This window comes from Solilutibacter tolerans (assembly GCF_900155935.1).
GTDB classification, from domain to species: domain Bacteria; phylum Pseudomonadota; class Gammaproteobacteria; order Xanthomonadales; family Xanthomonadaceae; genus Solilutibacter; species Solilutibacter tolerans.
On the sequence record NZ_FTLW01000004.1, the window covers coordinates 149,047 to 172,948 of the forward strand.

General features: G+C 61.7%; 24 protein-coding genes and 1 tRNA gene. All 25 read left to right on the top strand.

Annotation, left to right across the window (positions count from 1 at the left end):
* Positions 1-6: 6 nt before the first annotated feature.
* Positions 7-1,935, top strand: coding sequence for a FimV/HubP family polar landmark protein (locus tag BW989_RS09105; protein ID WP_076587540.1), 1,929 nt, complete (start codon positions 7-9; stop codon positions 1,933-1,935).
* Between the two features lie 13 nt (positions 1,936-1,948).
* The gene (truA, locus tag BW989_RS09110; protein ID WP_076587542.1) at positions 1,949-2,734 is read left to right on the top strand and encodes a tRNA pseudouridine(38-40) synthase TruA; all 786 of its coding nucleotides are present in this window, start codon (positions 1,949-1,951) and stop codon (positions 2,732-2,734) included.
* The gene (locus tag BW989_RS09115; protein ID WP_076587544.1) at positions 2,731-3,432 is read left to right on the top strand and encodes a phosphoribosylanthranilate isomerase; all 702 of its coding nucleotides are present in this window, start codon (positions 2,731-2,733) and stop codon (positions 3,430-3,432) included. The genes truA and BW989_RS09115 overlap by 4 nt, the downstream gene beginning before the upstream one ends.
* Complete coding sequence (gene trpB / locus BW989_RS09120; protein ID WP_076587547.1) at positions 3,422-4,639, top strand: tryptophan synthase subunit beta; 1,218 nt, start codon at positions 3,422-3,424, stop codon at positions 4,637-4,639. Before BW989_RS09115 ends, trpB begins: the two co-directional genes overlap by 11 nt.
* 18 nt (positions 4,640-4,657) lie before the next feature.
* Entirely contained in the window at positions 4,658-4,978 is a 321-nt protein-coding gene (locus BW989_RS09125) for a DUF3144 domain-containing protein (protein ID WP_076587549.1), read from the top strand.
* Positions 4,979-4,980: 2 nt separating this feature from the next.
* Entirely contained in the window at positions 4,981-5,799 is an 819-nt protein-coding gene (trpA, locus tag BW989_RS09130) for a tryptophan synthase subunit alpha (RefSeq protein WP_076587551.1), read from the top strand.
* A gap of 33 nt (positions 5,800-5,832) precedes the next feature.
* Complete coding sequence (gene accD / locus BW989_RS09135; RefSeq protein ID WP_076587553.1) at positions 5,833-6,720, top strand: acetyl-CoA carboxylase, carboxyltransferase subunit beta; 888 nt, start codon at positions 5,833-5,835, stop codon at positions 6,718-6,720.
* The gene (gene glmM / locus BW989_RS09140; RefSeq protein WP_076587555.1) at positions 6,717-8,066 is read left to right on the top strand and encodes a phosphoglucosamine mutase; all 1,350 of its coding nucleotides are present in this window, start codon (positions 6,717-6,719) and stop codon (positions 8,064-8,066) included. Before accD ends, glmM begins: the two co-directional genes overlap by 4 nt.
* 19 nt (positions 8,067-8,085) lie before the next feature.
* On the top strand, positions 8,086-9,033 hold the full coding sequence (locus tag BW989_RS09145; protein WP_076587557.1) for an isopenicillin N synthase family dioxygenase: 948 nt from the start codon (positions 8,086-8,088) through the stop codon (positions 9,031-9,033).
* Positions 9,034-9,077: 44 nt separating this feature from the next.
* Positions 9,078-9,836, top strand: coding sequence for a triose-phosphate isomerase (gene tpiA, locus BW989_RS09150; protein WP_076587559.1), 759 nt, complete (start codon positions 9,078-9,080; stop codon positions 9,834-9,836).
* A 3-nt stretch (positions 9,837-9,839) separates the two neighbouring features.
* Positions 9,840-10,277 carry a preprotein translocase subunit SecG gene (gene secG / locus BW989_RS09155; protein WP_076587561.1) on the top strand — a complete coding sequence of 146 codons (438 nt, stop codon included), beginning with the start codon at positions 9,840-9,842 and terminating at the stop codon, positions 10,275-10,277.
* Between the two features lie 53 nt (positions 10,278-10,330).
* Positions 10,331-10,415 (top strand) — tRNA-Leu (locus BW989_RS09160).
* A gap of 85 nt (positions 10,416-10,500) precedes the next feature.
* A complete protein-coding gene (locus tag BW989_RS09165; RefSeq protein WP_076587563.1) occupies positions 10,501-10,857 on the top strand; it encodes an NADH-quinone oxidoreductase subunit A in 357 nt (118 codons plus the stop codon).
* Positions 10,848-11,426 (top strand): NuoB/complex I 20 kDa subunit family protein, encoded by a 579-nt coding sequence (locus tag BW989_RS09170; protein ID WP_076587565.1) that lies wholly within the window; start codon positions 10,848-10,850, stop codon positions 11,424-11,426. The genes BW989_RS09165 and BW989_RS09170 overlap by 10 nt, the downstream gene beginning before the upstream one ends.
* A gap of 11 nt (positions 11,427-11,437) precedes the next feature.
* Positions 11,438-12,205: an NADH-quinone oxidoreductase subunit C gene (locus BW989_RS09175; RefSeq protein WP_076587567.1), complete on the top strand. Its 768-nt coding sequence runs from the start codon at positions 11,438-11,440 to the stop codon at positions 12,203-12,205.
* A complete protein-coding gene (locus BW989_RS09180) occupies positions 12,202-13,521 on the top strand; it encodes an NADH-quinone oxidoreductase subunit D (protein ID WP_076587569.1) in 1,320 nt (439 codons plus the stop codon). Before BW989_RS09175 ends, BW989_RS09180 begins: the two co-directional genes overlap by 4 nt.
* A complete protein-coding gene (nuoE, locus tag BW989_RS09185; protein ID WP_076587571.1) occupies positions 13,518-14,045 on the top strand; it encodes an NADH-quinone oxidoreductase subunit NuoE in 528 nt (175 codons plus the stop codon). Before BW989_RS09180 ends, nuoE begins: the two co-directional genes overlap by 4 nt.
* Before the next feature lie 18 nt (positions 14,046-14,063).
* Entirely contained in the window at positions 14,064-15,425 is a 1,362-nt protein-coding gene (nuoF, locus tag BW989_RS09190) for an NADH-quinone oxidoreductase subunit NuoF (protein ID WP_076587573.1), read from the top strand.
* 17 nt (positions 15,426-15,442) lie between these two features.
* Positions 15,443-17,674, top strand: a complete 2,232-nt coding sequence (gene nuoG / locus BW989_RS09195) for an NADH-quinone oxidoreductase subunit NuoG (RefSeq protein ID WP_076587575.1) — start codon at positions 15,443-15,445, stop codon at positions 17,672-17,674.
* Complete coding sequence (nuoH, locus tag BW989_RS09200; RefSeq protein WP_076587577.1) at positions 17,671-18,747, top strand: NADH-quinone oxidoreductase subunit NuoH; 1,077 nt, start codon at positions 17,671-17,673, stop codon at positions 18,745-18,747. The genes nuoG and nuoH overlap by 4 nt, the downstream gene beginning before the upstream one ends.
* 6 nt (positions 18,748-18,753) lie before the next feature.
* Positions 18,754-19,242 carry an NADH-quinone oxidoreductase subunit NuoI gene (gene nuoI / locus BW989_RS09205; protein ID WP_076587953.1) on the top strand — a complete coding sequence of 163 codons (489 nt, stop codon included), beginning with the start codon at positions 18,754-18,756 and terminating at the stop codon, positions 19,240-19,242.
* A 7-nt stretch (positions 19,243-19,249) separates the two neighbouring features.
* Positions 19,250-19,885 (top strand): NADH-quinone oxidoreductase subunit J, encoded by a 636-nt coding sequence (locus BW989_RS09210; RefSeq protein ID WP_076587579.1) that lies wholly within the window; start codon positions 19,250-19,252, stop codon positions 19,883-19,885.
* Positions 19,885-20,202 carry an NADH-quinone oxidoreductase subunit NuoK gene (gene nuoK, locus BW989_RS09215; protein ID WP_076587581.1) on the top strand — a complete coding sequence of 106 codons (318 nt, stop codon included), beginning with the start codon at positions 19,885-19,887 and terminating at the stop codon, positions 20,200-20,202. The genes BW989_RS09210 and nuoK overlap by 1 nt, the downstream gene beginning before the upstream one ends.
* A gap of 45 nt (positions 20,203-20,247) precedes the next feature.
* Positions 20,248-22,329, top strand: coding sequence for an NADH-quinone oxidoreductase subunit L (nuoL, locus tag BW989_RS09220; protein WP_076587583.1), 2,082 nt, complete (start codon positions 20,248-20,250; stop codon positions 22,327-22,329).
* Positions 22,330-22,378: 49 nt separating this feature from the next.
* Positions 22,379-23,899 (top strand): NADH-quinone oxidoreductase subunit M, encoded by a 1,521-nt coding sequence (locus BW989_RS09225; RefSeq protein ID WP_076587585.1) that lies wholly within the window; start codon positions 22,379-22,381, stop codon positions 23,897-23,899.
* Positions 23,900-23,902: the final 3 nt, after the last annotated feature.

A 23,902-nucleotide genomic window follows, 5' to 3' on the forward strand; every position in this document is an offset into this window, starting at 1 on the left:
CCGATCATGAAGAAATTCCTGCAAGCGGCTGTCTTGGCGATGCTTCTCGTGCTGGTCTCCGCGCCCGCATGGGCGTTGGGGCTGGGCCAGTTGCAGCTGAAATCGAAACTTGGTGAGCCGCTGTTGGCGGAAATTCCGGTGATTTCCGCCGATCCGGCCGAGCTGGAGAGCCTGCAGGCGCGTCTGGCTGCGCCGGATACCTTCCTGCGTGTTGGCCTGCCGTTGCCTGACAAGATGGTGTCGGACCTGCGCTTTGCCTTGGTTTATGACGCTGCTGGCAAGCCGCTGATCCGGGTGACCAGCCCGGGGCCGGTGGCGATGCCGATGTTGACCTTCCTGTTGGAAGTCGACTGGGGCGATGGGCGATTGGTGCGCGAATATTCAGTGCTGTTGGCTGAGCCCGAGGCCGTGGCTGCCGCGGCCCAGCCGTCGATCGAGTCGCCAGTTGCGGCGCCATCCAACACCATCGTGCGCAGCGAGCCGCTACCGCCGCCTGCCGCCGCACCGGTCCAGCCGCAGCCCGCGCCTAACCGGCTCACCACGCCGACCCAGTCGCCACCTGTGCCTCGTCCAATCGCGAGTGCCGCTCCGGTTGCGGCAGCTGCCGTCGTCGCCAATGGCGCACAGCACACTGTGCAAGCAGGAGACACCTTGTCCGGGGTCGCCGCACAAATGCGCAGCCCGGGGCAATCGGTCAATGCCTTGATGGCGGCCTTGATGAGCGCGAATCCGGACGCCTTCATCAATAACGATCCCAACCTGTTACGGCGTGGGGCAACGTTAGACATTCCGGCTGCAGATGCCGTTGCAGAAGCCAGCCGCGATGGCAGCGCGGCGGCATTGCAAGAGCAGCTTGCCGGTTGGCGTAGTACACGCAGCCGACGCATGGATGCCGTGGATGTGGCGAGTGCCCGCGACATCGCGGCAGCATCGACACCTGCGCCGGCACCGGCAGTGCGACGCGTGCGCGACGCGCGCCTTGAAATCATGCCGGCAACGGCGAGTGCGGCTGCAGCTGCGGGAACACGGTCGGGCACGGGTGGTGAAGGAGATGCGGAAATGACCCAGCAGTTGCAGGAAGCACGCGAAACGATCGCCACTCGCGATGCGGAAGTCGCGGAACTCAAGTCGCGCGTGGCGGAACTCGAAAACCTGCAGAAGCAACAGGCACAGCTGGTGCAGATGAAGGATGGCGAGTTGGCCGCCGCACAGCAGCAATTGCAGCAACGCCAGCAAGTAAGCGCCACGACCGCAGCACCGTCTGCCGCCAATCCAAATAACCCGTGGTTTACGGCCCTGGCATTTGGCCTGCCGCTATTGATCCTCATTGGCCTGGGGGCGTGGTGGATGCGTCGCCGTCGGCCTGCCGCCACGGCAGGGGCAGAGCCCAGCTTCACGAAAGCCGCACCGGCACCTGTCAAACCGCGTGTCAGTGAAGATGCGAGCTTATTTCCGGACAAGAAAGAAACACCGACTTCAAAGCCTGCTGCCGAAGCAACATCGACCTTGCGCAAGCCCTCGTGGATGGGTGTGGCGGCCAAGACCAGCGCTGCCGCTCCGGCTATCGCCGATGATGCTTCGCTTGATTGGCGTGCCGCGAAAGAAGGGACGCAACCATCGGCAACGCTGCCTAGTTTTGCTGGTGCCGCCAAACCGGTGACCCCGGATACGGTGCCCAGCATCCACAACGAGCCCATGCCGCGTGAATTGCCGCCGGGCATGGGTGTGTTCGATGCGCCGGATCAGCCTGTCGCAGACGTGGCGTCCAGATTGGCTGCCGACAGCAGAGACGAGCGCATCGCCCTTGCTGACACATACCTGCAACTGGACGACGAAACCACCGCGCGCCATCTGTTGCAGGAGGTGATCAACGATGGGGGTGCTAGCGCGGACGAGGCCCGTCGCATCCTCGAGCGGATCGGTTCGCTGCAGTGACCAGGGAAGGCCGATGACGCGCTACGCGCTCGGCATCGAATACGACGGTAGCCGGTATTTGGGTTGGCAGCGCTTGGGCGATGCCGGGCCATCGCTCCAGCAAACCTTGGAAGATGCCATTTCCAGTGTCGCCAACGCCGCGACAGAAACCGTTTGCGCTGGTCGCACCGATGCCGGCGTGCATGCGCGTTGTCAGGTCGTGCACTTTGATAGCGACGCTACGCGCATGCCGCGCGCATGGACACTCGGCATCACTTCCAACTTGCCGCCTGACATGGCTGTGCGCTGGTGCGTGCCAGTGGAAGCGGGATTCAGCGCACGTTTTTCGGCACGGGCTAGGCGTTATCGCTACGAGATACTGAATCGTTCAGTGCGTCCTGCTTATCAACGTGCCTATTTGGCGTGGGAAAGGCGATTATTGGATGTTGAATTGATGCATCAGGCCGCCCAGGTCTTGGTGGGGGATCACGATTTTTCGGCATTCCGCACCGTGCATTGCCAAGCCAAACACGCACGACGCGAGATTCAGGAGATCAAGGTGGTCAGGACGGGGGATGTGGTGTCGATGGAAATCCAGGCGAATGCCTTCCTGCATCACATGGTGCGCAACATCATCGGCTCATTGATTCCCGTTGGTTGCGGCGAGCGCAAGCCAGAGTGGATCGCCGAATTACTCGCAGGTCGTGACCGCACGGTCGCCGGACCGACTGCCGCTGCCAGTGGACTGACCTTCCTGCATCCCGTCTACGAAGCGAACTGTGGCTTGCCTGCGGAAGTCACCGTCGGGGGCGCCGCATGAAGACCGCCTCGGTGCGTACTCGAATCAAATTCTGCGGCATGACCCGCGCTGGCGACGTACGCCTGGCCTGCGAATTGGGTGTTGATGCGATTGGCCTGGTGTTCGCCGAAGGCAGCCCGCGCAAATTGCAGGTCGAGGAATCCCGCGCGCTGCGTCAGGCGGTCGCGCCGCTGGTGAATGTGGTGGCCCTCTTCCGTGACAATCCGCCCGAGCAGGTACGCGAGATCGTGCGTTTGTTGCGTCCCGGCGCGCTCCAATTCCACGGCGACGAGGAAGATGCTTTCTGCCGCAGCTTCGGCATCCCTTATCTCAAGGCGATCCCGATGGGCGGGGATGGTGAATCCGCCGATGTCCGTCTTTTGCACGCGCGATTCCCGCACGCGGCAGCCTTCTTGTTCGATGGACATTTGGCGGGCGAGCAAGGCGGCAGTGGGCAGGTCTTCGATTGGCAGCGACTGCCGAATGACACCACCAAGCCGGTGATGGTCGCGGGTGGGCTGACTGCTGAGAACGTGCATGGCCTGGTTACCGGGCGGGCCCCCTGGGCGGTGGATGTGGCTTCGGGGATTGAATCGGCCCCTGGGGTGAAGGATGGCGATAAAATGCGAGCCTTCGTTGCTGAGGTTCACCGTGCCGATTGCGAAAACGAACACGAATCCGGCTACCGCTGGCCAACACCTGGCCACTGTGGCGGCTGAAGATATCGTCGATTTCCACGCCTACCCTGATGCCGATGGCCATTTCGGCCGTTTCGGTGGGCGGTTTGTTGCCGAGACTTTGATCGGACCCTTGCAGGAACTGGCCGCGGCCTATGATGCAGCCCGCATCGATCCGGAATTCCAGCGTGAATTCGACCAAGATCTGGCGCATTACGTCGGTCGCCCCAGCCCGATCTACTTCGCCGAGCGCCTGTCGCGCGAAGTAGGCGGTGCGCGTATTTTGCTCAAGCGCGAAGACCTGAACCACACGGGCGCACACAAGATCAACAACACCATCGGCCAGGCACTGCTCGCCAGCCGCATGGGCAAGACCCGCATCATCGCCGAAACAGGTGCTGGCCAGCATGGCGTTGCCAGCGCCACGGTTGCCGCGCGCTTGGGGCTTGAGTGTGTCGTCTACATGGGCGCGACCGACATCGAGCGCCAGAAAGCCAACGTGTGGCGGATGAAGCTGCTGGGCGCGACCGTGGTGCCGGTCAAGTCCGGCTCGGCCACGTTGAAAGATGCATTGAACGAGGCGATGCGCGACTGGGTCACGAACGTTGCCGACACCTTCTACATCATCGGCACGGTTGCCGGCCCTGACCCGTATCCGCGCATGGTGCGCGACTTCAACGCCATCGTCGGGCGCGAGGCGCGCGCGCAGATGCTGGCCGAATACGGTCGCCTGCCGGATGCGATTACGGCATGCGTTGGCGGTGGCAGCAATGCGATCGGCCTGTTTCATGCGTTTCTCAATGATCGCAATGTGCGCATCGTCGGCGCGGAAGCCGCGGGCGAGGGCATCGATACCGGGCAACATGCGGCCTCACTCGCCGCAGGTCGTCCGGGCGTGCTGCACGGAAATCGCACCTATGTCTTGTGCGATGACGAGGGCCAGATCATCGAGACGCATTCGGTCAGCGCGGGGCTGGATTATCCGGGCGTCGGGCCAGAGCACGCTTTCCTGAAAGACACCGGGCGTGCGGAATATGTCGGCGTGACGGACGATGAGGCGCTAGCGGCTTTTCACCAACTTGCACGTACCGAAGGCATCCTCGCTGCACTGGAGTCCAGTCATGCCATCGCCGAGGCGATCAAGTTGGCACGCGAGTATCCGAAGGACGCTGTGGTGCTGTGCAACTTGTCCGGTCGCGGCGACAAGGATGTACATACGATTGCCGCCCGCGAAGGCATTCAACTTTGAACTTTGGGACACGATGAAGTGAGCAGCACCTTGCAATCCGATCAAGTCGATCCAGCCTTCTTCGATGCGGTCAACGAATACATAGGCATCGCCAATCGGCAGGCCAAGACCCATGGCCTCAAGCGCGTCAGCGCAGCGAGCCTGTATGCCGCCGCCCGCTTCAACGCGCATGCCTACATCGGTTTTGAACGGGATGCGCGCGGCAGCCGCACCGAATTCCTCGATTACATGACGGATTTGTACCGCCGCATGTTGAACGAGCATCTCGATGCCATAGGCGCAGAGCGTGGCATTGATGTCGGGCCGTCGGAGCTCGCAACATCGAGTGATTCTGCTTGAGCATGACGCGTCTGCAACGTCGTTTTGAAGCCCTGGGCGCGGCCAAGCGCAAGGCGCTGGTGCCGTTTGTCACCGCCGGCGACCCGTCGCTGGACGCCACCGTGCCGGTGATGCATGCCTTGGTGGATGCGGGCGCTGACGTGATCGAACTCGGCGTGCCGTTTTCGGACCCGATGGCGGATGGCCCGGTGATCCAGCAGGCCTCCGAGCGCGCCATTGCACGTGGCGCAGGCCTGACCCACGCGGTCGATAGCGTGCGTGCATTTCGGCAACAAGACGCCGATACGCCCGTGGTCCTGATGGGCTACCTCAACCCGATCGAAATTCGCGGTGCAGAGACCTTCGCCATTGAAGCGGCAGCGGCGGGTATCGATGGTGTGCTGTTGGTCGATTTGCCGCCGGAAGAAGCCGGGCCGTTTCGTGAGGCTTTCGCCCAGCACGGCATCGCCCTCATCTGGCTGGCATCACCCACCACCGATGCCAAGCGTCTGGCGATGCTGAATCAGATCGCCGAAGGCTATCTGTACTACGTGAGCTATGCCGGCGTGACCGGAGCCAATCACCTCAGCACGGATGCGGCGGGCACCCGCTTGGCGTCGATCCGTGCCGGCTGCCCAGTGCCGGTACTGGCCGGTTTCGGGATCAAGGATGCCGCGAGTGCCGCCGCCATGGGCCGCTCGGCCGATGGTGTGGTCGTGGGTAGCGCTTTGGTGGCGGCATTGGCGGATGCGTCTGATGGTGCCCAGGCAGCCGAGCGTGCAAGGGCTTTCCTGAAGCCGTTGCGTGCGGCACTGGATGGTGAACACGAGGCCGTGGGCTAAACTGGCCCGCTGACCCTGCTGGATAAGCGACACATGTCCTGGCTCAAAAAACTGACCCCGGCCCGCATCCGTACCGATGCCGGCCCCCGTAAACGCAATGTCCCGGAAGGGCTGTGGGAAAAGTGCGACCGCTGCGGCGCCGTGCTGTACCGGCCCGAGCTCGAGGAAAACCTCGAGGTCTGTCCCAAGTGCGCCTATCACATGCCGATCCGCGCCCGTGCGCGGCTGGCCAGCTTCCTCGACATGGGGACGGGCAAGGAAATCGGTGCCGAGCTGGGCCCGGTCGATGTGCTCAAGTTCAAGGATCAAAAGAAATACGCAGAACGCATCAAGGTCGCGCAAAAGGCGACCGGCGAACGCGATGCATTGGTCACGATGGAGGGGTTGCTGAAACAGCGTCCGATCGTTGCCAGCGCCTTCGATTTTGCTTTCATGGGTGGCTCGATGGGCTCGGTCGTCGGTGAGCGTTTCAGCCTGGGCGTGGAGCGTGCAGCACAGATAGGTGCGCCCTTCGTGTGCTTCTCCGCCAGCGGCGGGGCACGCATGCAGGAGAGCCTGTTTTCATTGATGCAGATGGCCAAGACATCGGCGGCGCTGGGTCGCTTGCGCGCCAAGGGGCTGCCTTACATCTCCGTGCTGACACATCCCACCACCGGTGGGGTGTCGGCCAGTTTCGCGATGCTGGGCGACATCAACATCGCCGAGCCTGAAGCTTTGATCGGTTTTGCAGGCCCGCGCGTCATCGAACAGACCGTGCGCGAAAAATTGCCCGAAGGCTTCCAACGCAGTGAATTTCTGCTGGAGCATGGCGCGATCGATCAGATCTGCGACCGCCGAGAGCTGCGCGACCGCATCGCCGATTTGAACGCCCTGATGATGAAACTGCCACATCCGCCCGAAGATTCGGAGCTGGTTGCATGAGTCGCAAGTACTTCGGCACTGATGGCATCCGTGGCCGCGTCGGCGACTCGCCGATCTCGGCCGACTTCGTCCTGCGCCTCGGTAATGCCTATGGCCATGCCCTGCGTGCACGTTTGGGCGATGGCTGGCGCAAGCCGATGGTGGTGATCGGCAAGGACACCCGCATCTCCAATTACATGTTCGAAGCTGCGCTCGAAGCCGGGTTGGTTGCCGCAGGGGTCGATGTGCAATTGATGGGCCCGATGCCGACGCCGGCCGTCGCGCATCTGACGCGCTCCATGCGCGCGGATGGCGGCATCGTCATTTCCGCCTCGCACAACCCGCACCATGACAACGGCATCAAATTCTTCTCTGCCGATGGCGAGAAGCTGGATGATGAGGCAGAGCTCGCCATCGAGGCCGCGCTCGACCTGCCTTTCTCGACGGTTGCCTCCGATCAGCTGGGCCGCGCTGTGCGTACTCGCGACGCGGTGGCACGTTACGTTGAGGCGTGCAAAAACTCGGTGCCCAAGGGCTTCGATCTGCGCGGCATGCATGTGGTGGTGGATTGTGCGAATGGCGCCAATTACCAATTAGGCCCGCTGGTATTGCGCGAGCTTGGCGCACGGGTTGATGCGATTGGCATCGATCCGAATGGACTCAACATCAACGAAGGCGTTGGCTCCACCCATCCCGAAGCGCTGGCGGCAGAAGTCGTCAAGCGCGGCGCTGCGCTCGGCATTGCGTTTGATGGTGATGGTGATCGCGTGCTGTTTGTCGATGAAACCGGCCGCATCTGCGATGGCGATGACTTGATCTACGTGCTGGCAAGAGACTGGCAGGCCAGCGGTCGACTGACCGGCCCCGTTGTTGGCACTCTGATGACCAATTACGGACTCGAGAAAGCGCTATCCGACGCCGGCATCGGTTTCATGCGCGCCAAGGTCGGCGACCGTTACGTCCACCAGATGTTGCTGGAAAACGACGCGATCTTGGGCGGTGAAGCTTCTGGTCATCTGCTGTGCCTGGATCGCACCAGCACCGGTGACGGCATCATGGCCGCGCTCCAGGTGCTCGAAGTCTTGGGTCGCACTGGCCAATCATTGGCGGAGGCGCTCAAAGGTTTGGAGAAGATCCCGCAGAAGACCGTCAATGTACGCGTCGCGCCAGGCAGCAAGCCGGTGGATGATGCAAGTGTGCAAGCAGCGCTGCACGAAGCGCAAGAGATGGTGAAGGGCAGGGGGCGTGCATTCCTGCGTCCTTCGGGTACCGAGCCGGTCGTTCGCGTCACTGTGGAGGCGGATGATGCATCGCTGGTGGCGTCCGTCATTGAAAAATTGGAAGCGGCGGTCAAGGCCGCCAGTTGACATCGACAAGAGCATCCTGATGAGCATCCCCAGCCTCGATATCCGTCGCTTCACCCATCCGACCAGTGCGGAAGATCGCGCCGCCTTCGTACGAGAGTTGTCCGAGACCTATCGCGAATGGGGTTTCGCGGGCATTCGCGGGCACGGCATCCCCGACACCCTGACCAATGCCGCGTATGAAGACTTCGAGGCATTCTTCGGGCTGCCGGAGATTGTGAAAAAGCGGTACCACGTGGTCGGTGGCGGCGGCGCGCGCGGTTACACGCCTTTCGGTATCGAAACGGCGAAAGGCGCGCAGCATCACGACCTGAAAGAGTTCTGGCATATCGGTCGCGAGATCCCGCGCGATCACGCGCAGGCTGATGTCATGCCGGCCAACGTCTGGCCTGATGAAGTGCCCGGGTTCCGCGAACATGGCTATGCGCTGTATGAAGCGCTGGATAAGTTGGGTTCGAATGTGCTGTCGGCACTGGCGTTATCGCTGGACTTGCCGGAGGACTGGTTTGCCGACAAGACGAACTACGGCAATTCGATCTTGCGCCCGATCCACTACCCGCCGATCACCACCCCCGACGTACCCAACGTTCGCGCGGGTGCGCACGAAGACATCAACCTCATCACCTTGCTGGTCGGCGCGAGCGCGGCGGGCTTGGAGGTCTTGTCCCGCAAGGGCGAGTGGGTGCCGTATACGGCGGAAGAGGGCACGATTGTGGTGAACATCGGCGACATGCTGCAGCGCCTGACCAATCACGTGTTCCCGTCGACCACGCATCGTGTGACCAATCCACCGGGCGAGGCTGCCCGCCAGCCGCGTTACTCGACGCCATTCTTCCTGCATCCCAATCCGGATTTCCTGATCGATGCCCTGCCGCAGTGCGTGACGGACGACAACCCCAATCGCTATGCCGAGCCGATCACCGCGCACGGTTACCTGCTTGAACGGTTGCGCGAAATCAAGCTGGCCTGAGCACGCCAAGACGCTGCATCGACATAACACACGAGAGGACACGCATGCGCCGCAAAATTGCCGCTGGCAACTGGAAATTGAACGGAAACCTCGCCTTCGCCGACGAATTGTTGGGCGCATTGCAGGTGCCTAAGGCCGAAGGTGTCGAGGTATTGGTATTCCCGCCGATGGCCTACCTGGCGGGTCTGGTATCGAAATTTGGTGGAAGCGGCATCGGTTTCGGTGCGCAGGACGTCAGCGAACACGTCAAGGGCGCCTACACTGGTGAAATCGCCGCTTCGATGCTGAAGGAAGTGGGCGCAGGCCACACCTTGGTTGGGCATTCCGAGCGCCGCCAATACCACGGCGAAACCAGTGAGATCGTCGCGCGCAAGTTTATGGCGGCCAAGGCGGCAGGTCTGGTGCCAGTGCTGTGCATCGGCGAAACGCTGGAAGAGCGCGAGGCCGGTCAGACTGAGGCGCGCCTTGCCGAGCAGCTTAATGCCGTGTTCGATGCCGCCGGCCCCAAGGCGCTGGAAGGGGCTATCGTGGCGTATGAGCCAGTCTGGGCGATCGGTACCGGCAAGACCGCTACTCCGGCGCAGGCGCAGGAAGTGCATGCCTTTATTCGTGGCCAGGTCGCCAGGCAGGATGCTAATATTGCCGGCTCGCTCCCGATCCTCTATGGCGGAAGCGTCAAGGCCGACAACGCCGCCGAGCTGTTCACCCAGCCCGATGTCGATGGCGGACTGGTCGGTGGCGCCTCGCTGCTGGCCAACGAATTCAACGGCATCATCGCTGCGGCGATGGCCTCACGGAACTGAAACATGCTGCTCTGGGTCCTCAATATTTTCTATGTGCTGGTTGCGATCGCGATGATCGCGCTCATCCTCATGCAACGCGGCGCGGGTGCGCAGGCCGGTTCCGGCTTCGGTGGTGGCGCTTCCGGCACGGTGTTCGGTGCCCGAGGTGCTTCCAACTTCCTGTCCAAGTCCACTAAATGGTTGGCCGTGGCCTTCTTTGGCATGACGCTGGGCATGGCTTGGTTGCACATGCAGGGTGCGCAGTCGGCCAATGAGCAACGTGCTGACCTGGGTGTGATGGCTGGGCAGCAAGTGCCGGCAGCAGATAGCACCCAGCCTGCGCCGACGGTGCCTGCTGCACCTGCCAGCCCGGTGATTCCGCAAGCCGCACCTTCGGAAACCATGCCCACGCCGCCTGCTGCAGTGCCGGCGGATGCGCAAAAACCTGCGCAAGGCAACTAACAACGCATTACAATATTTGCTTCCTGATGCATCTCGATGCGGATGGAAGCTTTGCCCAGGTGGCGGAATTGGTAGACGCACTACCTTGAGGTGGTAGCGGCTTAGGTCGTAGGGGTTCGAGTCCCCTCTTGGGCACCATTATTCGCGCAGGCGGGCCTCATCGAGGCCCACTGCACTCTAGCCACGCCGCGCACCTCTCGCGGCATAGCCGAAGAGACTGCACGTGCTGGCCGAATACCTGCCGACCCTGCTGTTTTTGATCGTTGCCACTGGCATCGGCATTGCGCTGATCATCATCGGCAACCTGGTGGGCCCGAAGAAGCCCAGCGCCGAAAAACTCTCGCCTTACGAGTGCGGCTTCCTCCCGTTCGAGGATGCCCGTATGCAGTTCGACGTGCGCTACTACCTCATCGCCATCCAGTTCATCATTTTTGACCTGGAAATCATCTTCATCGTGCCATGGACGCAGGTGTTCATGGAGATCGGCGCTCGCAGCCTGGTCACCATGGGCTTGTTTGTCGGGATGTTGTTCCTCGGTTTCGTCTACGTCTGGAAGAGGGGAGCACTCGAATGGGAGTGAGCCACACGCCGTTTTACAACCCGCTGCCGGAAGGGCGGCTGGATGATCTGCTCCGTCCGGAGCATGACAACCCGGTGATGCAGCAGGGTTTCGTGACCACCAGCATGGACGCGTTGTGGAACTGGGCGCGCACCGGTTCGATGTGGCCGATGACGTTTGGTTTGGCCTGTTGCGCCGTGGAGATGATGCATGCGGGCGCCGCGCGCATTGACATGGACCGTTTCGGCGTGGTGTTCCGCCCGTCGCCGCGCCAGTCCGACGTGATGATCGTGGCCGGCACGCTGGTCAACAAGATGGCCCCGGCGCTGCGGAAGGTCTACGACCAGATGCCCGACCCCAAGTGGGTGATCTCCATGGGCAGCTGCGCCAACGGCGGCGGTTACTACCACTATTCGTATTCCGTGGTGCGCGGCTGCGACCGCATCGTGCCCGTGGATGTGTACGTGCCGGGTTGTCCGCCTACGGCTGAAGCATTGGCTTACGGCATCCTGCAGTTGCAGAAAAAGATCCGTCGCACGACGGTGTTTGGCGACAAGTCGTCGCAGGACGCCATCGCCATTCCTTCGTGAGTGCAAGCCGCATGAACCAGAACGCAGCGACCTTCGCCGATGAATTGCGCGCCCGCTTCCCGGGTTGCGAAGTATTCGTCGCCGAGCCGCGTGGTGAAATCACCTTGCAGGTGCCTTCGGGCGGCTGGCTCGATGTCGCCCGTAGCCTGCGCGATGAGTTCGCCTTCGAGCAGTTGATCGATGTCAGTGGCGTTGATTACCTCGGCTACGGTAGTGACGAGTGGGATACCGATGTCTCTTCGCATGGCTTCAGCCGCGGCGTGGAGGGGCGCGGTCCCGGTCGTTTCAAATGGGGTGAGGCCTTCACCGAGCAAGCGCCGCAGCCGATGGGCGTGGAACGTATCGAGTCTGTCGCAGGCAAGCGTTTCGCTGCCGTGGCACACCTGCTGTCGATCTCGCGCAACCAACGCCTGCGTGTGCGCGAATTTTGTGCGGATGATTCAATGCCGGTGGTTGATTCGCTGACCTCCGTCTGGGCGGGCGCGGATTGGTTTGAACGCGAGGCGTTTGATCTCTTCGGCATCGTATTCCGCGGTCATCCGGACTTGCGCCGCATCCTGACCGATTACGGTTTCGTCGGCCATCCGTTCCGCAAGGATTTCCCGCTGATCGGTAATGTCGAAGTGCGCTACGACGCCGAGAAAGAACGCGTCATCTATGAACCCGTGACCTCGGTCGTGCCGCGCGTTGGCGTGCCGCGCGTAGTGCGCGAGGATTCGCGCATGGACACCGCGTTCGGCGAATCGAAAGACCTCAAGATCAATGGAGGCGCCCAATGAGCGCGCCCAGTCTGCAAAACCCGCCGGCTTCTGAAGGCTTTGCCAGCAATCTGGCCGAAGCCCGTCAGGAAATCCGCAACTACACGCTGAACTTCGGTCCGCAACATCCGGCTGCGCATGGCGTGTTGCGCCTGATCCTGGAGATGGACGGCGAAACCATCATGCGCGCCGATCCGCACGTCGGCCTGCTGCATCGTGGCACCGAGAAGTTGACGGAGTCCAAGCCGTTCAACCAGTCGATTGGTTACATGGATCGTCTCGATTACGTGTCGATGATGTGCAACGAACACGCTTACGTGCGCGCCATCGAAACCTTGCTGAACATCGAGGCGCCTGAGCGTGCGCAGTACATTCGTACGATGTTCGACGAGATCACCCGCATCCTGAATCACTTGATGTGGATCGGCTCCAACGCACTCGATCTTGGTGCGATGGCGGTCTTCCTATACGCCTTCCGCGAGCGCGAAGAGCTGATGGACGTGTACGAAGCCGTCAGTGGTGCGCGATTGCATGCGACCTATTACCGTCCGGGCGGCGTGTATCGCGATCTGCCGGATCGCATGCCGCAGTACAAGGAATCCAAGTGGAAGAAGGGCGGCAAGCTCAAGCGCTTCAACGAATGGCGCGAAGGCTCGATGCTGGATTACCTGGAAGCCTTCACTCACGACTTCCCCAAGCGCGTCGACGAATACGAAACGCTCTTGACCGACAACCGCATCTGGAAGCAGCGTACGGTCGACATCGGTATCGTCACCCCTGAGCAGGCCTATGCCTGGGGCATGACGGGCGCGATGTTGCGCGGTTCGGGCATCGCCTGGGACCTGCGCAAGAAGCAGCCCTACGCCAAGTACGCGGAAGTTGATTTCGATATCCCGGTTGGCGTGAACGGTGATTGCTATGACCGCTATCTGGTTCGCGTGGCCGAGATGCGTCAGTCCAATCGCATCATCCAGCAGTGCGTGAAGTGGCTGAAGGCCAACCCGGGTCCGGTGATGCTGGATAACCACAAGGTGACGCCGCCATCGCGCGAGGAAATGAAGGACGACATGGAAGCGATGATTCATCACTTCAAGTTGTTCTCCGAAGGCTATTCCGTGCCGGCGGGCGAGACTTACGCCGCGGTCGAAGCGCCCAAGGGCGAATTCGGTTGTTACCTGATTTCCGATGGCGCAAACAAGCCGTTCCGCTGCAAGCTGCGCGCGCCGGGCTTTGCCCATCTTTCGTCGATGGACGCCATCGTCAAGGGCCACATGTTGGCGGACGTGGTGGCGATGATCGGCACTTACGACATCGTGTTTGGCGAGGTTGATCGATGAAAGCCACGGGCAATTTCGAAAACGCGCGCAACGTGGACCCGATGGTGGTGTTGTCGGGCGAGACCCGCGCGCACATCGACCACTGGTTGACCAAGTTTCCGCCTGACCGCAAGCGTTCCGCGGTGCTGCAGGGCTTGTTCGCGGCGCAAGAGCAAAACGGCGGCTGGCTTTCGGACGAGATCATCGCTGCGGTTGCCAAGTATCTGGGCTTGCCACCGGTGTGGGCGTACGAAGTGGCGACGTTCTATTCGATGTTCGAAACCGAGCCTGTCGGCCGTAACAATGTCGCGTTCTGCACCAACATCAGCTGCTGGTTGAATGGTGCCGAAGACCTGGTCGCGCATGCGGAGAAAAAACTCGGTTGCCGCCTGGGTGAAACCACCGCTGATGGCCGTGTCTATCTGAAGCGCGAAGAAGAATGCGTGGCGGCTTGCTGCGGCGCACCGGTGGTCGTGATCAACGGCCATTACCACGAGAAGCTCGATGCCACGAAAGTGGACGAGCTGCTGGACCAATTGAAATGAGGTCGGCGAAGTAAATCTATGGCTCATCACGCTCATTACAGCGAAGGCTACGGACCGGTCGGTCCGGCACCGACGGAACACAACGTCGTCTACACGACGCTGCATTTCGACAAGCCGTGGTCGTACGACAACTACCTCAAGACCGGTGGTTACGCCGCTCTACGCAAAGTGCTGGAAGAAAAGATCCCGCCGGGCGACGTGATCGAGATGGTCAAAGCGTCGGGTTTGCGTGGACGTGGCGGCGCAGGTTTCCCGACAGGCCTCAAGTGGAGCTTCATGCCCAAGGGCGACATGCAGAAGTACATTCTCTGCAACTCGGATGAGTCTGAGCCGGGCACCGCGAAAGACCGTGACATCCTGCGTTACAACCCGCATGCGGTCGTTGAAGGCATGGCGCTCGCCTGTTATGCGACGGGCTCGAGCGTTGCCTACAACTACCTGCGCGGCGAATTCCATCACGAGCCTTTCGAGCATTTTGAATCGGCGCTCAAGGAAGCCTACGAGCACGGCTGGCTGGGAAAGAACATCCTCGGTAGCGGCATCGACATCGATATTTATGCTGCGCTCGGCGCCGGCGCCTACATCTGCGGCGAAGAGACCGCGATGATGGAGTCGCTGGAAGGCAAGAAGGGCCAGCCGCGGTTCAAGCCGCCGTTCCCGGCCAATTTTGGTCTGTACGGCAAGCCCACCACGATCAACAACACCGAGACCTATGCCTCGGTGCCAGCGATCATCCGCAACGGCGCGGAATGGTTCGCCAATCTCGGTATCCCGAACAATGGTGGCCCCAAGGTATTCTCGGTGTCCGGCAATGTCGCCAAGCCGGGTAATTACGAGATTCGCCTCGGTACACCGTTCGCCGACCTGCTGCAGCTGGCCGGTGGCATGCGCGAAGGTCGCAAGTTGAAGGCCGTGATCCCGGGTGGCTCCTCGATGAAGGTGTTGCCGGCCGACACGATGATGGCCTGTACGATGGATTACGACAGCATCGGCAAGGCCGGCTCGGGCTTGGGCTCGGGCGCGGTGATCGTGATGGATGACACCGCCTGCATGGTGCGTGCCTGCCATCGCATATCGCGTTTCTATTTCAAGGAATCTTGCGGGCAGTGCACGCCGTGCCGCGAAGGCACGGGCTGGATGTATCGCCTCCTGAGTCGCATCGTCAACATGGAAGCGACCTTGGAAGACCTGCAGATGCTGCGTGCGTCCGCAGGCCAGATCGAAGGGCACACCATCTGCGCGTTCGGCGAAGCCGCCGCCTGGCCAGTGCAGGGCTTCCTGCATCATTTCTGGGACGAATTCGAATACGCGATCGTGAACAAGCGTTTCCTGGTGGATGACCAGCAGAACGGCACCGTCGTTGCGAAGGAGGCCGCGTGAGTACGCCCCCGTCACCGGTGAACCCGAACCTGCCGCCTGACCACGTCACCGTCTTCATCGACGGTGTGGAAATGGCGACACCCAAGAACAGCATGATCATTCATGCCGCCGACAAGGCCGGCATCCCGATCCCGCGCTTTTGCTATCACGACAAGCTGCCGATCGCCGCCAACTGCCGCATGTGCCTAGTGGAAGCCGAAATGGGCGGCCGCATGAGCCCGAAGCCACTGCCGGCCTGCGCCACGCCGGTCGCCGATGGCATGAAGGTATTCACGCGCAGCGAAAAGGCGTTGAAGTCGCAGCGCAACGTGATGGAATTTCTGCTGATCAACCACCCGCTGGATTGCCCGATCTGCGATCAGGGCGGCGAGTGCGAGCTGCAGGATGTGTCGATGGGCTACGGCCGCGGCATCAGTCGTTATTCCGAGAAGAAGCGCGTCGTCGCCGACGAGGACATGGGTCCGCTGGTGGCGACCGAGATGACGCGCTGCATCCAGTGCACGCGCTGCGTGCGTTTTACCGCGGACATCGCCGGCACGTACGAGCTGGGCGGCATGCAGCGCGGTGAAAACCTGCAGATCGGCACGTTCGACGGCAAGCCACTGACGACCGAACTCTCGGGCAACGTCATCGATGTCTGCCCGGTCGGCGCGCTCACCAACAAGGTGTTCCAGTTCAAGGCGCGTCCTTGGGAATTGATCGCTAAGGACTCGCTGGGATTCCAGGACGCGCTGGGCAGCAATCTGTTCCTGCATGCACGCCGCGGCGACGTGATGCGCGCGGTGCCGCGCGACAATGAATCGGTCAACGAATGCTGGTTGTCCGATCGTGATCGCTTTGCGAATCAGGGCATGTATGCGGATGACCGCGCGCTGGTGCCGATGATTCGCGTGGGCGAAGGCAACGAGACATCCGATTTCCGCGAAGCCAGCTGGGACGAGGCACTAGGCCTGGCCGCGCAGATCCTGCGCGACCATGCCGGCGATTCGCTCGGCGTGCTGGTGCACCCGGCCACGTCCAACGAAGAAGGGGCGTTGCTGACGCGTCTGGCTGCGTCGCTCGAGACCGGCAACATCGACCATCGCCTATCGCAGCATGATGTGTCCGATGCCGCGGTCGCGGAGGTTTCCGGCGTGCCGGTGGAAGACATCGCGCATGCCGATGTCGTGGTGATCGTCGGTAGTCATCTGCGCCATGAAGTGCCGCTGTTGCACCATCGCGTGCGTCAGGCATGGCAGCGTGGCGCGAAGGTGTATTCGGTCAATCCGGTTGAATTCGATGTCGCGTTCGATTTGGCAGGCAGCATCATCGTGCCGCCGTCGCAGATCGCTGAGGCGCTGGGATCGCTCGACATCGGCCAGGTTGAGCGTGCCGTGGTAATCGTCGGTGGCGTGGCCGAGAACGGTCAACATGCTTCCAGCATTCGCAAAGCCGCACGTGATTTTGCATCGAAGTCTGGTGCACGCCTGTGCCGTATTCCGCAAGGCGCAAATGCGGTCGGTTTGTCGCAGTTGGGCGTATTGCCCAGCCAGCGTCCGACCCAAGATATGCTGCGCGAGGCACGCCAGGCCTATGTGATCTACGGCATCGAGCCGGGTTTGGATTTCGCCGACCAAGGCGTCGCGATGCGCGCGCTGGCCGGTGCCAAGACGATTGCCTTCAGTCATTACGCGTGTCGTTCGACGCGCAGCGTCGCCGACGTGATCCTGCCGGTCGCCTTGCTGCCCGAACTCGAAGCCAGTCTCACCAATATCGACGGCTTCGAGCAGCGCGCATACCCTGCGGGCAAGTTGCGCGGCGATGTGCGAGAAGGTTGGCGTGTGTTGCGTGCGCTTGGCGCGGCTTTGTTCGCTGATGGCTTTGGTTTCAACGATCTCGCCGGCCTGCGCGCATCGATCCAGCCGCGTGCGGTCGAGGTGCGTGGCGGCAATGTCGCGCAACCGGGTGCCCCTGGCATCGAACTGGCCGTCTCTCAGGCGATCTATCGCAGCGATGCCACGGTGCGCCGTGCGGCTGCGTTGCAGGCGCATCCGCTGAATGTCGGCGCTCGCGCCGTGCTGAATCCGGAGACCGCTGCTTCGGCGGGCTTGGCCGATGGCGTGATGGGCAAGTTCTCGACAGCTGCCGGTACTGCTACGTTGCCAGTCGCCTTGAGCGACAAGGTGTCGCCGGGCGTGGTCTGGGTGGAATCGGGCTATGGCGCCACCGCGCCGCTGGCCGCGAGCCGCGTGGAGGTCAAGTCAGCATGATGAATCTCATCGACACCTTGCGTGATTGGCTGTTGTCGCTTGGCGACATCGGCGTGGTGCTCTGGATCGTGCTCAAGATCCTCGCCATCGCCGTGCCGGTGATCATCGCGGTCGCGTTCTACGTGGTGTGGGAGCGCAAGCTCATCGGCTGGATGCACGTCCGTCATGGGCCGATGTATGTCGGCTTCGGCGTGTTCCAGGCCTTCGCCGACGTCTTCAAACTGTTGTTCAAGGAAGTGGTGCAGCCCTCGCAGGCCAGCAAGTTCCTTTACATCCTCGCGCCGCTCATCGTGCTCGCACCGTCCTTCGCGGCCTGGGCCGTCGTGCCATTCGATTATCAGGTGGTGCTGTCGAATGCCAATGCCGGCCTGCTGTATCTGCTCGCGATGACCTCGTTGGGTGTGTACGGCATCATCCTGGCCGGTTGGGCTTCCAACTCCAAGTACGCCTTCCTCGGGGCGATTCGTTCCGCGTCGCAGGTGGTCAGTTACGAAATCGCGATGGGCTTTGCGCTGGTCGGCGTGATGATCGCCTCAGGCAGCCTGAATCTCTCCGAGATCGTACTCGCGCAGAAGGGTAATGCCGGTCTGTTTGAGTGGTTCTGGTTGCCGCTCTTGCCGCTGTTCGGTGTGTATTTCATTTCGGGCGTGGCTGAAACCAACCGCGCCCCGTTCGACGTGGTCGAAGGCGAGTCGGAAATCGTCGCCGGTCACATGGTCGAATACTCGGGCTCGCAGTTCGCGCTGTTCTTCCTGGCCGAGTACGCCAACATGATCCTGGTGAGCTTCCTCACCGCGATCTTCTTCGCGGGTGGCTGGCTCTCGCCAATCCCGGCCTCGTGGATCGGTGACATCCCGGTGTTGTCCACGGTGCTGGGCGATGGCTGGTGGTGGTTGTTCATGAAGGTCGCGTTCTTCATGAGCTGCTTCATCTGGTTCCGCGCGTCGTTCCCGCGTTACCGCTACGACCAGATCATGCGCCTGGGCTGGAAGGTGTTCATCCCGATCTGCATCGCGTGGATCGCGTTCACCGCGCTCCTGGTGTTCTACGGCGTGATCAAGGCAGGGGTGTAAGACGTGATCAATCGCATCGTCCATTACTTCAAGAGCCTCATGCTGCTGGAACTGTTCCAGGGCCTATGGCTGACGCTGAAGTATCTGTTCCGTCCCAAGTACACGCTGATGTACCCGATGGAGAAGACCCCGCAGTCGCCGCGTTTCCGCGGCATCCACGCGCTGCGTCGTTATCCCAACGGCGAAGAACGTTGCATCGCCTGCAAATTGTGCGAAGCCGTGTGCCCAGCGCTCGCGATCACCATCGATTCCGAGAAGCGCGAGGACGGCACCCGCCGCACGACGCGCTACGACATCGATCTCTTCAAGTGCATCTTCTGCGGTTTCTGCGAAGAATCCTGCCCGGTCGATTCGATCGTCGAGACGCATGTGCACGAGTACCACTTCGACAAGCGCGGTCAGGCCATCCTGACCAAGCCAACCCTGCTGGCTATTGGTGATCGTCTCGAACCCGAGATCGCCGAACGCCGCGCCGCTGACGCACCTTTCCGCTGAGGACGACATGGATTCCATCATCTTGTTCGCCTTCTACGCTTTCGCCGCTGTGGCCGTGATGTCGGCCGTGGGCGTGATCAGCGTGAAGAACCCGGTGCATGCCGCGCTGTTGCTGGTGCTGACCTTCTTCTCGGTCGCCTGCACCTGGATTATTGCGGGCGCCGAGTTCCTGGGCGTCGCCTTGATCCTCGTCTACGTCGGCGCGGTGATGGTGTTGTTCCTGTTCGTGGTCATGATGCTCGACATCGACACCACGCCGATGCGCGAAGGTTTCGTGCGCTATCTGCCGGTTGGTTTGGTGGTGGCAGTGGTGATGCTGGTCGAGATCCTGACCCTGATTGGCGTCAAGTCCCGCATCGCGGGCTTCGGCCCGGACCCGGTCGGCACGACGGGTACCGCCAACACCAAATGGCTGGCCGAGACGCTGTATACCAAGTTCCTGCTGCCGTTCGAGCTGGCCGCCGTCATCCTGACCGTCGCCGTGATCGCGGCAGTGATGCTGACCCTGCGTCGTCGCACGGGCATCAAGACCCAGAACCCGTCGCTGCAGTCGGCGGTGCGCGCGGAAGACCGCATCCGCATGGTGAAGATGGACGCGGTGAAGCCGCAGCCCGTCGCCCAAGACCACGAGGAGGCCCGCTGATGTTCGACGTACCCGTGGGCCTCGGCCATTACCTCGCGCTGGGCGCGGTGCTGTTCTGCATCAGCGTGGCCGGCATCTTCCTTAATCGCAAGAACGTCATCATCTTGTTGATGTCGATCGAGCTGATGTTATTGGCAGTGAACATCAATTTCGTGGCGTTCTCGCGTCACATGGCCGACCCGGCCGGACAGATCTTCGTGTTCTTCATCCTGACCGTGGCGGCCGCAGAAGCCGCGATTGGTCTGGCGATCCTGGTGGCGCTGTTCCGCAGCCGCCGCACGATCGAAGTGATGAAGATCGATTCGCTGAAGGGCTAAGGCAACAGGCGCGGCAACCGGCAAGCAAACAGGCACACCGAACACATGACCATTTCCACCACCCATCTGCTGATCATCGTGCTGGCGCCGTTGCTGGGCTCGATCCTGGCTGGCTTGTTCGGCCGCCAGATCGGCCGCGCGGGCGCGCACACCGTGACCATCGCCGGCGTGGCGATCAGCTGCGCGATGTCGCTTTTCGTGCTGTGGCAACTGGTCGGGCAGGGCGCCTCGCCGTACAACCAGAACATCTACACCTGGTTCGAGATTGGCAGCTATCAGGCACACGTCGGTTTCATGATCGACAAGCTGACCGCGATGATGATGGTGGTGGTGACCTTCGTCTCGCTGTTGGTGCACCTCTACACCATCGGCTACATGGCCGATGACCCGGGTTACCAGCGTTTCTTCAGCTACATCTCGCTGTTCACCTTCTCGATGCTCATGCTGGTGATGAGTAACAACTTCCTGCAGCTGTTCTTCGGCTGGGAAGCGGTGGGTCTGGTGTCCTATCTGTTGATCGGCTTTTGGTACAAGAAGCCGACCGCGATCTTTGCGAACCTCAAGGCGTTCCTGGTCAACCGCGTGGGCGATTTCGGCTTCCTCTTGGGCATCGCGGCGATCCTGTTCTGGTTCAAGACGCTCGACTACGCGACCGTGTTCGCCAACATCCCGGTCCTTGATGGTCAGACGGTGCCGGGCTTCGATGGGTGGACGGCGGCGACCTTTATCTGCATTTGCCTCTTCATCGGCGCGATGGGCAAGTCGGCGCAGGTGCCGCTGCACGTCTGGCTGCCTGATTCAATGGAAGGCCCGACGCCGATCTCCGCACTGATCCACGCGGCTACGATGGTGACCGCGGGCATCTTCATGGTGGCGCGCATGTCGCCGCTGTTCGAGCTCTCGCAAACCGCGCTTAACTTCGTGTTGTTCATCGGCGCGACGACGGCCTTCTGGACGGGCCTCATCGGCATCGTGCAGAACGACATCAAGCGCGTCGTCGCGTATTCCACGCTCTCGCAGCTGGGCTACATGACCGTGGCGCTCGGCGTGTCCGCATACTCCGCTGCGGTCTTCCATTTGATGACGCATGCCTTCTTCAAGGCGCTGCTGTTCCTGGCCGCGGGTTCGGTGATCATTGGCATGCACCACGAGCAGGACATGCGCAAGATGGGGGGCCTGCGCAAATACATGCCGATCACTTTCTGGACCTCGGTCATCGGCACGCTGGCCTTGGTCGCGACACCGTTTTTCAGCGGCTACTACTCCAAGGACGCGATCATCGTCGCGGCCGGTGAGCATGCGCACGAGGCCGGCGGCTTCATCGCCACCTATGGCTACTGGGCAGTGCTGCTAGGCGCCTTCGTCACCAGCTTCTACAGCTTCCGTCTGCTGTACTTGACGTTCTTCGGTCCCGAGCGTTTCCGCGATGCGCACCATGACGATCATCATCATGATGAAGCGCATGCGGATGATGCCCATGCGGAAGACGATGACTACCATGGCCATCACGGCGCTCACGAGCCGCACGAATCCCCGTGGGTAGTGACCGTGCCGCTGGTGCTGTTGGCGATCCCGTCAATCATCATTGGCTTCTTCACTGCCGGCCCGATGCTGTTCGGCACGGATTGGAGCGGTCACCACAAGCAGGCGCCGTTCTTCCAAGGCGCGATCGATCTTGCGCCGGCACGCGACATCATCGCCAAGATCGGCGCTGAGATATGGCACGGCCCGGTGGCCTTCGCGTTGCACGGCTTCCTGACCCCGGCGTTCTGGTTGGCTTTCGCGGGCTTCGCGCTCGCGACGTTGATGTACATCATCAAGCCCGAACTGCCGGCCAAGGCCGCGCAACTCTTCAAATTGCCGATTCGCATCCTTGAAGAGAAATACGGCTTCGACAAGTTGTGGATCAACGGGTTCGCAGGCGGTGGCGTATTGCTGGGCAAGGCGTTCCGCTGGTTCGATTCGACCGTGATCGACAAGGGCATCGTCGACGGCAGCGCCGGCACCATCGGCGCCATTGCTGGCAAGGTGCGCAAGGTGCAGAACGGCCGGCTGTACAGCTATGCCTTCGCGATGATCATCGGCCTGATCGTGTTGTTGGGCTGGCTGATCCGGACGTGGATGTGAGGCAGGTGGATTCGATGGACGTGACGCGAAACATGAGGGGTAGTGACCTGTGAGCCAGTTGCCTTTGCTCAGCCTGCTGGTGTGGCTGCCGATCCTCGGCGGCGTCGCCCTGCTTGCGATGGGTCGCCTGCCGGCCAACACCGCTCGTTGGGCCGCGCTTGCGATCTCGCTCTTGGCGCTGGTCCTCAGCGTGGGCCTGGTCACCGGCTTCGACATGGCCAATCCGGGCATGCAGTTCGTCGAGAACAAGCCGTGGATCGCCAGCTACGACATCTTCTATCACCTCGGTGCAGACGGTATTTCCGTCGCGTTGATCCTGCTCACCACGATCACGAGTGTGCTGGTGGTACTCGGTGCGTGGGGATCGATCGATGATCGGGTCAATCAATACTTCGCCGCTTTCCTGATTCTGGAAGGCTTGATGGTTGGCGTGTTCGCCGCGCTGGATGCGGTCCTCTTCTATGTCTTCTTCGAAGGCATGCTGATCCCGATGTTCATCATCATCGGGGTCTGGGGTGGTCCGCGCCGCGTGTATGCGTCGGTCAAGTTCTTCCTCTACACCTTCCTGGGCTCGGTCTTCATGCTGGTGGGCCTGGTCTACCTGTACATGAAGGGCGGCAGCTGGCAGCTGGCCGACATGGCCGCCTTGCCGCTGACCATGAAGGAGCAGACCTGGTTGTTCTTCGCGTTCCTCGCCGCGTTCGCGGTCAAGGTGCCGATGTTCCCGGTGCACACGTGGTTGCCGGATGCGCACGTCGAAGCGCCCACCGCGGGTTCGGTGGTGCTGGCGGCGATCATGCTGAAGATCGGTGGTTACGGCTTCCTGCGTTTCAATCTGCCGATCGTGCCGGATGCCAGCTACGAATACGCCTGGGTGGTGATCGCGTTGTCGCTGGTGGCCATCGTCTACATCGGCCTCGTCGCACTGGTGCAAGACGACATGAAGAAGCTGATCGCGTATTCCTCAATCTCGCACATGGGCTTCGTGACGCTAGGTATCTTCATCGCGATGGGGCTGATGCGCGATTCGGGCAATGCCGATGCGGCGCGCCTGGGCCTGCAGGGCGCGATGGTGCAGATGATCTCGCACGGCTTCATCTCCGGCGCGATGTTCTCCTGCGTCGGCGTGTTGTACGACCGCATGCACACGCGCATGATCCGCGACTACGGCGGGGTGGTGAATACCATGCCGATGTTCGCCGCGTTCTTCGTGCTGTTCGCCTTCGCCAACTCCGGCTTGCCCGCCACCAGCGGCTTTGTTGGCGAATTCATGGTGATCCTGGCCAGCTTCCAGCAGAACCCGTGGCTGGCCTTTGCCGCCGCGACCACGCTGATCACCGGCGCGGCCTACACCTTGTGGCTGACCAAGCGCGTGATCTGGGGCAAGGTCAACAACGCACACGTGGCCGAGCTCACCGACATCAACAAGCGCGAAGCCTTCGTGCTGGCGGCTTTTGCCGTCGGCGTGCTGGCGATCGGCCTGTGGCCGAAGCCGCTGACCGACCTGATGGAACCGTCCATCGCGCAACTGGCGACCCAGCTCGCCACCAGCAAGATTTCCGGACCGTAACCG